The organism is Planosporangium flavigriseum (assembly GCF_011947225.1).
GTDB lineage: Bacteria > Actinomycetota > Actinomycetes > Mycobacteriales > Micromonosporaceae > Planosporangium > Planosporangium flavigriseum.
In genome coordinates this window covers 62,895-74,469 of record NZ_JAATVW010000018.1, presented here as the reverse complement: position 1 = coordinate 74,469, position 11,575 = coordinate 62,895, and the positions used below count along the sequence as shown (strand labels likewise).

Below are 11,575 nucleotides of genomic sequence, written 5' to 3'. Positions count from 1 at the left end.
GTAAGCGTCGCAGGAAGGACATGCCCGGACTGCTGCCCGAAGCCGCCTGGATTGAGACCCGCGTTGCCTCAAAAATCCCTGGGAATCGCGCGATGCCTGGCGCCAGGCTTTTTTTGCTTTGTCCATGTATGTGGGATTACTGGGGCCAGTGTGGACATGCTCGCTGAGTGGGCGTCAGCCGGCCGCGCCGGCAGCAGTACCCGGAACCGGGCTCCGACGCCGGCCGCGGTGTACAGCTCGACTCGGCCGCCGTGGGCCTGCGCGATCGTCGCGACGATGGCCAGCCCGAGCCCCGTGCCGCCCGCACGGCGGGAGCGGTTGGAGTCGGCGCGGTAGAGCCGCTCGAACGCATGCCGCGCCTCCGCGGCGCTCATACCCGGACCCGAGTCGGCGACCTCGATGATCGCTACCGACTGTCCGGTCGGCAGCGCCGCGCCGACCACAGCCGCCGGCAGCGGCTCCGTGTCACCCTCCGGGTCCGGAGCGGAGGCAACGGACCCGCCGATCCGCACCATGACCGCGCACTCCTCCGGGGTGTGCTGGAGCGCGTTGACGACCAGGTTGTTCACGATCTGCCGGATGCGCGGCTCGTCGCCGAACACCGTGACCGCCTCGAACGTCTCGCTGTCGTCGTCCAGGGCGGCGAGCTGAACGAAGCGCGACGGCACCCGTACGTGTGCGTCCCGGACGGCGTCGGCGGCGACGGCGAGCAGGTCGACCGGGTGCCGCTCCAGCGGCCGCTCCTCGTCCAGCCGGGCCAGCAACAGCAGGTCGTTGACGAGCAGTCGCATGCGGCCCACCTCCGCCTCGATCCGGCCCATCGCCTCGTCGAGGGCCGGTCCCGGTGGCGCTCCGCCCCGGCGGTACAGCTCGGCGAAGCCCTGGATCGAAGTGAGCGGAGTACGTAGTTCGTGTGATGCGTCGGCGAGGAACCGCTGTAGTCGCCGCTCCGACGCGCCGCGGTCGGCGAGAGCGACCTGGAAGGGGCGCAGTCCGACGCGTACGACCGACGCCGCAGCGAACGCGATCAGTACCAGGACCAGCACGGCTACCGCGGCGCTGGCGAAGACGAACGTCCGCTGGGCCGCCGCTACCTCGCGGATCGACAGGGCGTGCACCACGTACTGACGGCCGTCGGAGACCGAGGTGACCAGTACTCGCCAGTCTCCTCCCGGGCCGGCGAGGGTGAATGGCGGCGCGTCCGCCCGGGCCTCCAGGGTCGCGGCGGGATTCAGATCCGGCCCGCCGTCTCCGGTGGCCGCTGACGGGTACAGCCGGGTTCCGTCGGCCGTGTACACGTAGACCTTGCAGGTCGGATTGGCCGCCGGCGTTGATCCGCCGAGCAGCAGATGCGCCAGCTGATTGGGTGACTGCGCCGCCGCTCCGGATGACCGGTCGGCGTGTGCCAGGTCGCGGGCGTCGTCTTCCAGCTGGGAGTCGACCCGTCCGACCAGAAAGGACCGCAGCAGGGTCACGCCCGCGAGGTCGGTCACGATCAGGCCGGTCGCCGCGAGCGTCACGACCGTCAGCACCATGCGGTGCCGCAGGGGTCGCCCCCGGTGCTTAGGCGCCATCGTCGGGAGCCAGTCGCAGCGTGTACCCCACTCCGCGTACGGTGTGCAGCAGCGGCGGGCCGTACTTGTCGATCTTGCGGCGGAGATAGTAGACGTACGACTCGACGATCCGGCCGTCCCCGCCGAAGTCGTAGTTCCACACCCGCTCCAGGATCTGCGCCTTGCTGACCACCCGGCCGGCGTTGTTCAACAGGTACCGCAGCAGATTGAACTCGGTCGGGGACAGGTCGACCAACCTGCCGGCGCGGCGCACCTCGTGCGCCTCCTCATCGAGTTGAAGGTCGGCGTAGCGCAGCACCCGGCCGCGAAGGTGCGCGTCCGGTCGCACGCTGCGCCGCAGGATCGCCCGGATGCGGAGCACGACCTCCTCCAGACTGAACGGCTTGGTGACGTAGTCGTCGCCACCCACCGCGAGCCCGGAGATCCGGTCCTCGACCGCGTCCCGCGCGGTCAGGAACAGTACGGGCACCGGTGGATCGGCCGCGCGCAGCCGCTGGGCCACGGCGAACCCATCGAGGTCGGGCAGCATCACGTCGAGTACGACGAGGTCCGGTGCGAAATCGGCCGCTGCGGCCAGAGCTTCCCGCCCGCCGCTCGCCACCCGTACCTCAAAGCCGGTCAACCGCAGAGCCGCCGACAGCAGCGCGCGGATGTTCGCCTCATCGTCCACAATGAGCAGCCGGCCGGCCGAGGCCGGGGGCTGGACTCCGGAAGGCATGGTTACAGTCGCATGCGTCGCGCCTGACACATGGACCTTCTACCGGAATAAACTCCGGGCTAACTGGCAGTTGGCTGGGAATCTCACGCTCTACTCCACGTGCACGCGCTCCCGGTTCATTCCGGGCTCGCCGACCCAGACCGTCTTGATGTTGCAGAACTCCCGGATTCCGATCTCGGCCAGCTCGCGGCCGTACCCGGAGTGTTTCACCCCGCCGAACGGCAACTCCGGGTACGAGGTGGTCATGCCGTTGACGAAGACCATCCCGGCGTCCAGGTCGCCCGCGAAGCGCTCCTGCTCATCCGGGTCGTTGGTCCAGGCGTTGGAGCCCAACCCGTACGGGCTGTCGTTGGCGATCTCGATGGCCTCGGAGTACGACGATGCCCGGTAGAGACCGGCGACGGGGGCGAAGACCTCCTCGTGCCACATCCGCATCTCCGGCGTGATCCCGGCGACCACGGTCGGCGGGTACCACCAGCCCGGGCGATCCAGCGGCTTGCCGCCCAGCAGTACCTTGGCGCCGTTGGCGACGGCATCCCGTACCTGCTCGTCGGCGTCGTGCAGGCCCTGTTTCGTGGCGAGCGGGCCGACATCGGTCCGCTCGTCCATCGGGTCGCCCACCTTCAGCGCCGACATCTTCCTGATAAACAGGTCGGTGAACGCGTCGTACACGTCGGTGTGCACGATGAACCGCTTCGCGGCGATGCAGGACTGGCCGTTGTTCTGGCACCGCGCGATCACCGCCACGTCGGCGGCCTTGTCCAGCTCCGCCGAGGGCATCACGATGAACGGGTCGTTGCCGCCCAGCTCCAGTACCGTCTTCTTGAGGTTGCGGCCGGCGACCTGCGCGACCGACCGGCCGGCGGGTTCGCTCCCGGTCAGGGTGGCGGCGCGGACCCGGTGGTCGGTGAGGACCGCCTCGACCTGGCCGGAGGCGATCAGCAGCGGCTGGAACGCGCCCTCTCCGAAGCCTGCGCGCCGGAACAGTTCACCCAGGAACAGGGCGGTCTGCGGCACATTCGACGCGTGCTTGAGCAGGCCGACGTTGCCGGCCATCAGCGCCGGGGCGGCGAAGCGGATCGCCTGCCACAGCGGGAAATTCCACGGCATGATCGCGAGTACGGGTCCGAGCGGCTGGTACCGCGTGTACGCCCGGATCGCTTTGACGGCCTTCGCGTCCCTGGGTTCGTCGGCGAGGAACGCTTCCGCGTGCTCGGCGTAGTACCGGCAGCCGGTAGCGCACTTGGTCACCTCGCCCTTGGCGGACGCGAGCGTCTTGCCCATCTCGGTGGTCATCAGGGCCGCGATCTGGTCCCGCTCGGCCTCCAGAATGTCGGCGGCACGGCGCATCCAGGTGGCACGCTGCTCGAACGACGTGCGTTTCAACGCCGCGAAGCCGTCCACCGCGGCCCGCAGGCGCAGCTCGATCTGGTCCGCCGACAGGGGCTCGAAGGTCTTCAACACCTCGCCGGTGGCCGGGTTGGTCGTCGCGATCGGCACGATGATCCCCCACTCGTCAGTGGTCCTTACGGCCGCTTACCCATGATCTCGGCGTCCAACCGGCGCGTTAGAAAAAGGTGTGCACGAGATCGGTGACCCTGGATTCCTCGTCGACGACCGGCAAGGCCCGCCAGCGCTCGAACATGGTGCAGGGATGGGAGATGCCGCACGCGATCCAGTCGCCGACCTCGACCTCACCGGCGGGGTCGGACAGGTACGCGTGCTGGTCGTTGAGCGCCGTCACCGTGACCCGCTCCAGCGGCCGGTGCTCGCCGTGGCGCAGGACAGTGAGCGGCACGGGCAGGTCTAGGTCGTACGAGACGTCCCGCTTGCCCAGGTTGAGGAACGCCCGCCCCGGCTCGGGCGTGGAGACCACGGTCGCCCATGCCCGCAGCGCGGGGCGCAGTGGGAACGGCGACAGGCCGGCGTAGTGCGCGTCGTCGTGTGCCACGTACGCGCCGGACCGGAGCACGGCTCGGCGAGCGCCGCCGAGGCCGGCGAATGCCTCGGCCACCAGATCCGGGTACGCGCTGCCGCCGGCCGTCACGGTCTCGGCGTCCACGGCCTCGGCCAGGCGCATCAGCTCTTCCAGGTGCCGCCGTACGGCCGCGACGCCGCCGGCCGACCGGCCGTGACCGTACGTGCCCTCGTACCCGGCGACCCCGGCCAGTCGCAGGCCCGGTGCCTTCTCCACCGCGCGGGCGACCTCAGCCGCCGCCGATACACCCCGGGCCCCGGTGCGCCCGCCGGGCAGCCCCAGTTCGACGAAGACGGGGATGGATCGGCCCGCTGCGGCGGCCGCGGCATCCAAGGCGGCCACCGCGGCGGCGGAGTCCACCCAGCAGGAGATCTCGGCGTGCTCCTGCTCGGCGGCGAGCCAGCCAGCCGAGTTGGCGTCGACGACGTGGTGAGCGAGCAGGATTCGCCGGGCGCCGAAAGCCCGCAGCACCCGCGCCTGCGCGACGTTGGCCACCGTGAACGCCCACGCGCCGCGACGGGCCTGCTCCGCCGCGAGCGCGGGGGCCATGGTCGTCTTGACGTGTGGGGCGAACGCGAGACCCCGCTCGGCGCAGAAAGCCGCGTACCGGTCGAGGTTGTGGGTCAGCGCGGGCCCGTCGAGCACGGCGACCGGCGACGTGAACCCGTCTACCGGAACCCGCCGGCCGATCAGCTCGTCGACGGTGGTCACGTGCGGCGGCAGGCCCTTGTACCGCCAGTCGAGGGGCTGTCCGCGCAGCCGGTCGACCGCGTCGAAGTCGAGCAGCGGCTCTTCCACACCCGTGATCCTGCCAGAGGCCGGGCGGTAGGGATCCTCCCTTGTTCGTGCGGAGTGTTCGCGCGGAGGAGAGGATCTCGTTAGCCCAACCGGCGCAGCAAGTCCGTGCGGATCGCCGGTCGGGAGCCGAAAACCAGCAGAAACGTCGCCTCGCGGACGAGTCGCTGGCCGTGCGCGCCGGCGAGCACCGCGCGGCTGCCGGTCGTGACGGTGACGGCCGCCGCCGCGCGCAGGGCCAGCTCGGATGCTGCCGCGCGGGCCGCCGGCAGGGTCTCCGGGGTGCCGGCATTCAGCGCCGCCCGAGCCGCGGCCAGTTCGGCGCGCAGCGGGCCCGGCCCCAGCAGACGGCTGCAGCGAGCCGCCACGCCGAGCGCGAGCGCGCCGTTGAGCCCCAGATTGGCGGCGTCCCACGCGCCCCAGTCGGCGGCGGCAAGGGTGCCGGTGATCCGTTCATCGGGTACGAAATGGCCGTCGAAGCGGACGTGGACGGTGCCGCTGGCCTGCACCGCAACCAGTTCGAGCGGCGTGACGCCCAACGTGGGTCCGTCTGCCGCGTCCAGCAGGGCCCACACGATCGTGTCCCCGTCGCGGGCCGCAACCCGGAGCGTGTCGATCATTCCCCAGCCGGTCACCCAGGGCGCCTCGCCGTCGAGCACGTAACCGCCGGCGACCCGGCGCGCGGTCAGCGGGTTGGGACCGGGTCGTACGCCGGCCTGGCTGACACCGGCGCGCCGCGCGCCGCTGGCCAGTGGTTCGAGCCACTCCTGGCGGATGCTGTCGGTCTTCGCGGCGGCCGACACGGCGCCGTGGTGCTGCAGCCAGACGAAGGTCGTCGCGAGGCACCCGCTGGCCAGTACCTCGACGATCCGGGCGAAGGTGCTCCGGTCGATGTCGTCGCGCGCGGCCAGGCCGTAGAACCCCTCCTGCGCGAGCAGGTCCAGGTGCGGGTGCGGGATACGGCCGGTCGCGTCGACGTGGGCGGCCGCCGGGAAGAGCACCTCATCAGCGATCCGCTGCGCCTTGTCGAGCATGCGACCGACCTTAGCCGAGGCGTCGAGGTTTAAGACTGTCTATGATGTCTTGCCCGACCTCGACGACTTCCGGAGTAGTCACGAGTCGTGTCGTGGCTGCCGGTCGGGACCGCCGTCGCAAGGCGCTACACCCTGATGGGCGCGATCGGTCACGGCGGCGCTGGCGCTGTGGGCGGTCTTCGATGAAGAGATGATCACGAGGACATTCGCCCCCTGAACAACACCAACGAACTCCGGTACGTTGTGGTAACGGACTTTCGGCGGGCCTACTCGGCCATGTACAGAAATGACCTTTCGGATGCCGGAGATAGCGGGCGATACGTACCTCCAGTCCCGGGTGCTCGAAGACCTCAGTGATGCCGTCAACTACCAGCGATGGCTGGCTGACCTGGCCCGTCCGTACCTCGGCAACGACCCGATCGAGTTGGGCAGCGGGATCGGAGACTACGCGGCGGCCTGGCTGAAGACGGTCCCGCGGATCACGGTCACGGAGGCCGATGACGGCCGGCTGAAGGCGCTGACGCGGCGCTTCATCGATGATCCCCGCGTCGACGTGCGACCGCTGTTCCTGCCGACCGAGGAGCGCGCCGGGCACACCGCGGCAGTAGCCCTCAACGTGCTCGAACACGTCGAGGACGATGTGGCCGGGCTCCGGTCGATCGGCGGGCTGCTCCGCCCCGGCGGGGCGGTCGTGCTGATCGTGCCGGCCTTTCCGTCGGCGATGAGCCGGTTCGATCGCACCATCGGGCACTTCCGTCGGTACACGCTCGCAACGCTTGGCGCCGCGCTGACCGCGGCCGGCCTGCGGACCGAGCAGCTTTGCTACATCAATCCGGTCGGCCTGCTCGGCTGGTACGTCGCCTGCCGCGCCCTGCGGCTCGCCCCGCACAACGGTCCGCTGGTGCGCACCTACGACCGGATGGTGGTGCCGATGGCCCGGCGGCTTGAGCGGCGCTGGCAGGCGCCGTTCGGTCAGTCGGTCTTCGCGGTCGCCCGCACGCCTGAGCGGTAGCGGTTCCGGCGGCTACGGCGTCTGTGAGACCAGGACCGTGACGCCGACCAGGCTGCCGGCCTCGTCGCGCAGTGGGATCGCCGAGGTCCACAGCCTCATCCGCCCGCCCTGGGGAGTGAGGATCACGATCTCGCGGTCGATCGGCTCCACCCAGTCCGACACCGCCGCGAACCCCGGCTCGTAGCGGTACGCGCCGCCGTGCACGTCGGCGGGGGTCAGCACGTCGAACAGCTCCACCAGCGGGGTGCCCGGCGCGATCGGCAAACCCATGATCTCCACCGCGCGCGGGGAGACCCGGCGTACTTTCAGATCCGGGCCGAGCAGGACCAGGCCGACCGGCATCCGGTCGAACGTGGCATCCAGGATCTGGTTGGCCTCGACCAGTTGGGCGTGGCCGGACGCGTTCTCCAGCGCGACCGCGGCCTGGGTGCACAGGATCTCGAGCATCTCCAGGTAGAACGTGGAGAACGCCGTGGCGAGCCGTCGGTGTTCGAGATAGAGCACGGCGAGCAGGTTTTCGCGGCGCACGATGGGCGCGCACAGCACGGAGCGGGGGCGGTGAGCCGCCAGGTACGGGTCAGCGACGCGCACGGCCAACTCGTCCGCCCCGCCCACCAGCACCTCGCGGTTGCGCCCGGCGTACTCGATGAGGTTCATCGGCAACCGGGAGCAGCTCGCGCCATCGACATGTGTGGTGACCTGGATGACGTCCCGCTCCACCTCGGCCTCTGCGGTGGGCCGCAGGTGGTGACCGTTGGCGAGCAGCAGGTGGCCGCGTTCGGCCTGGGAGTGCCGTACGAGCAACTCCAACAGGACGCCGACGAGCCGGTCGAGCCGTAACTCGCCGGCGACGGCCTGGAAGCCCCGGACGAGGGTCAGCAGGTCGAGCTGGTCGAGGGCGCGGGTCGGGCCGGCCGGCCGGCTGGCGGTGGCGAGCAGTTCGTCGAGCTGGTCGAGCTTCGCCACCGCGCCCCACTGCTGATAACAGGCGCGGGCCCGGCGAAGGTAGGCGACCGCATCACCGACCTGGCCGTGGGCGAGGGCGTGCCGGCCCCCGCGTTCGGCTGCGAACGCCTCGGTACGGATGAAGTCGGCCTCGCGGGCGGCGGCGATCGCACGGTCGTACCGGGTACGGGCCTGGTCGGCCGCGCCGGCCAGCCGCGCCCGCTCGGCGGACAGCAGCAACGCGCGCGCCCGCAGCAGGCCCGGCCCGTGCGCAGCAAGGTCGTCAAGCTTGTCCTGGAGCGTCTCCAGTTGGGCGAGCAGCGACTCCCGCTGCTCGGGCTCGGCGGTTTCGTACCGCTTCACCAACGAGAACGCGTGCCAGTACGCCGTTTCGGCGGTGAGGAAGGTGCCGGGCGCGTACGTCACGATTTGCCCGACCACCTCGCCCAGCTCCGCCATGTCGCTGCCGTCGAGTACGTGTGCCGGGGCGAGCAGCGGCGAGAGCCCGACGATCGAGTAGTAGCGGTACTCGCCCCGCAGGATCCGCCGCCCCGTCGCGTCCTCTTCCGCGGTCGGTGCGGGCGAGTCGCAGGGCACCCGGCGAAGCCGGCTCACCGCGGCGTCCAGCAGTCGGACCACGGCCCCGGCCTGCTCGTCGCCGCCGTGGCGTTGGGCGAACCGCCACCGCGCCTCGACGTCGGCGGCCACCCGGTCCAGCGGCGTACCGACCGCGAACAGGTGTACCGAGTACACCGCCCCGATGCGCTGCGCCAGCCGGACCTCACCCTCCTCGACCGCGGTCCGGTACGCCGTGTACAGCTCACGGATCATCGGGCCCGGTCCATCCAGCCAGGAAGGGCCCAGGACGGCCGCGGCCGCGCGGGTCACCGCCGGGAACCGGGTGCCGGGCCGCTCCAGCAGGCGAAGCCCGGCACCTGCGAACCGGGAGGCCTCCCGATCGTGGCGGTTCCGGGAGAAGACCACGGCCAGCCGGCCGAGGATGTACGCGGTCGCGGCGGTGGGGCCGTGTTCGAGCGCAAGTTCGACCCCGGCTGCGGCGAGCAGGTCGCCGCCTGACCAGTCTGGCCAGATGGGCTGGGCCAGGTCCGCGATCAGGTTGGCCGCGATGACCACTCGGGGCGCTACGCAGTCGGGCGCGTTGATGAGCTCTTCGAGCGCATCGTCGTCGACCCGCTCGCGCAGCCGTTCCACGGACGCCGTTCCGGCCTCCCGCCATTCGGCCGGGTTGGCGGGCAGTGGCAGCCCGAGCAGCCGGAGGGCCTCGATCCCCGTGCGCAGCGCCAGGATGCTGTCTCCGGCGTCGTGGAGCAGCATGGCGTGCATGCCGAGCAGGCGGGCCCGCTCGGTGTCGTCGTCGATGTACTGCTTGGCGGCCGTCAGCAGCCGTTCGGCGTTCTCAAGGTTGCCGGCGGCCCGCTCCGCCTCTGTCGCGGCGAGGTGCAGTCGCAGCGCCAGATCCGGCCACCGTTGCCGCGCCTCGCCGTCGAGCAGGGCCCGGCCTGTTTTCAGGTACCGGCGCGCCTCGGTGAGGGCACCAATGCGCGCCGCCCGCGCGCCGGCGTCGAGGTTCAGCTCGGCCAGCCACCTCCGCTCGTCCGGCGCGGACAGCAGTTCGCTGGCGGCGTTGAGGTGCGTGACCGCCTCGAACAGCATCCCGGCGCGGGGTGCGAACGCACGGCCGACGACCAGGCGCAGCGCGGCGAGGCGCCGGCCGCCGACGCCGGCCAGGACGGCCTGCCGCAGTTGCTCGTGGCGCCACCGGTACTCACCCGGGATCGCGCCCTCGGCCAGCAACTCTGCCCGTACGGCCGGGCGCAGCAGCGCCGAAACGTCGCTGCCGGGGGCGGCCGCTTCCAAGGTCGTCGCGTCGAAGCGCGGCCCGAGCACCGCAGCGAGCTCAAGAAGTTCACGCGTACCCGCGGCGAAGAGCGCCAGCTTCGCGCCCACCAGATCGGGCAGCTGTGCGGCCCGGGGCTCACTCTCGATCCGGTCCTGCTTCCACTCCCACCTCGCGCCGGTGGCCGTGTACCCCAACAGCTTCCGGTCGGCGAGCCCGTGCAGAAAGTGCCGCACCAGCAGCGGGTTCGAACCGGTCCGGGCGGCGACGGAGCGCGACAGCTGGGACGAGTCGCGTTTGTCGGAGCCCAGCGCCTCGGACAGCAGGTCGGCCAGTGCGCTGTCGGGTAGCGGCCGCAGCGCGACCGTCGACGTGGACACCCGCTCGTCGGCCAGGAGCGCCCGCAACGGGTGGTCGGGCCCGACATCGTTCGCGCGATAGGTCACGACGGCCAGTACGGGCGGGGCGTCCGGGGCGGCCAGGACGTAGCGCAGTAGCTCGATGGTCGGCTCGTCAGCCCACTGAATGTCGCGGATCGCGATCACAAGCGGTTGGCCCGGCCAGGTCACCGCACCCAGGAGGCGTCTGGCGGCCAGTTGGATACGGTGACGCGCGGTGGCCGCCGAGCCGGCGGACGGCGGCCGCTCGCCGAGCACGACGCGCAGCGCGGGGGACAGTTCGGTGAGGGGCGCGCCGCACGCCCCGACGGCGTCGGAGATCCGGGCGCGCTGCTCGGGCGGCGCGTCGGCCAGTTGCGCGGCGAGATCGGTGAAGAGGCGGGCCATTGCCGCGTACGGTCCGGCGTCGTCGCGGGCGCACACGGCCCGGACGGTGCGCCCGCCGCCGGTTACCACAGAATCGGCGAAGCCCGTGACAGCCGCCCACCGGCCCAGGCCGGGATCGCCGGTCACCGCCACCACTTCGGCCGTGCCGCCGGCCGCCAGCCGGTCGTACGCGGCCTGCAGGCGGGTGAGCTGTCGCTCCCGCCCGTACAACCGACCGCTGAACGTCAGCCGGTCGGTCCGGTCGCGGGTACGGAGCGGCAGCGGGGTCGCCACCCCGCCGGCGGCCAGCGTCGCGCGGCAGCGTTCCAGGTCGGCGACGAGGCCGCGAGCCGTCTGGTACCGGTCGTCCGGCGATTTCGCCAGCAGTACCGCGACGATCTCGTCCAGCGTCGAGGGGAGCTCACGTAGCGGCGCTGGGCGCTCGGAAAGGTGGCAGCGCCGCCACTGCGCGGGAGTGGCCGCCGCCAACGGGGGCCGACCGCTGAGCAGTTGGTAGAACAGGACGCCGAGGGCGTACAGGTCCGTACGCTCGTCGACGCCGCGCTCCAGCCGTCCGGTCTGTTCCGGCGCCGCGTACATCTCCGGCGCGCCGGAGAGACCTTCGAGGTGGATCTCTCCGCCGCTGCCGACCCGGAACGCGTTCGGGCAGAGCGCCCCGTGCGGCCCGCGGAACCGATGCCAATCGGCAAGCGCTTTGGTGAGGCGGATAGCGATCGGTACGAACTGGGCTGGGCCCAGCGGCCCGTTCGCCCTCAGCGGCTGACCAGCGTCGGTGTGGTCCGCGACGGTGTCTGTCTGGCTGGGCAATCCAGCCCCTCTCGGCTCCGGCACCGTCGCGATCACCCATTGGCGGGACTATGTGATCGCGGACCGGTG

7 protein-coding genes are annotated in these 11,575 nt (G+C 71.4%); 1 reads left to right on the top strand and 6 read right to left on the bottom strand.

What is annotated here, in order from left to right:
- Nucleotides 1-68 precede the first annotated feature (68 nt).
- From HC028_RS21715 to HC028_RS21695, 5 genes are all read right to left on the bottom strand, one after another.
- Nucleotides 69-1,574, bottom strand: a complete 1,506-nt coding sequence (locus HC028_RS21715) for a sensor histidine kinase (RefSeq protein ID WP_168079234.1) — start codon at nt 1,572-1,574, stop codon at nt 69-71.
- Nucleotides 1,564-2,292 (bottom strand): response regulator transcription factor, encoded by a 729-nt coding sequence (locus HC028_RS21710; protein WP_168079233.1) that lies wholly within the window; start codon nt 2,290-2,292, stop codon nt 1,564-1,566. Before HC028_RS21710 ends, HC028_RS21715 begins: the two co-directional genes overlap by 11 nt.
- Before the next feature lie 90 nt (nt 2,293-2,382).
- Entirely contained in the window at nt 2,383-3,792 is a 1,410-nt protein-coding gene (locus HC028_RS21705; RefSeq protein ID WP_168079232.1) for an NADP-dependent succinic semialdehyde dehydrogenase, read from the bottom strand.
- A 67-nt stretch (nt 3,793-3,859) separates the two neighbouring features.
- Complete coding sequence (locus tag HC028_RS21700; protein WP_168079231.1) at nt 3,860-5,068, bottom strand: alanine racemase; 1,209 nt, start codon at nt 5,066-5,068, stop codon at nt 3,860-3,862.
- 80 nt (nt 5,069-5,148) lie between these two features.
- Nucleotides 5,149-6,099 (bottom strand): acyl-CoA dehydrogenase family protein, encoded by a 951-nt coding sequence (locus HC028_RS21695; protein ID WP_168079230.1) that lies wholly within the window; start codon nt 6,097-6,099, stop codon nt 5,149-5,151.
- Between the two features lie 298 nt (nt 6,100-6,397).
- Here HC028_RS21695 and HC028_RS21690 point away from each other — a divergent pair, with 298 nt between their 5' ends.
- Nucleotides 6,398-7,111 carry a class I SAM-dependent methyltransferase gene (locus tag HC028_RS21690; RefSeq protein WP_168079229.1) on the top strand — a complete coding sequence of 238 codons (714 nt, stop codon included), beginning with the start codon at nt 6,398-6,400 and terminating at the stop codon, nt 7,109-7,111.
- Nucleotides 7,112-7,123: 12 nt separating this feature from the next.
- Here the strand turns inward: HC028_RS21690 and HC028_RS21685 are convergent, their stop codons facing one another.
- Nucleotides 7,124-11,506, bottom strand: a complete 4,383-nt coding sequence (locus HC028_RS21685; protein ID WP_168079228.1) for an AAA family ATPase — start codon at nt 11,504-11,506, stop codon at nt 7,124-7,126.
- Between the last annotated feature and the right edge of the window lie 69 nt (nt 11,507-11,575).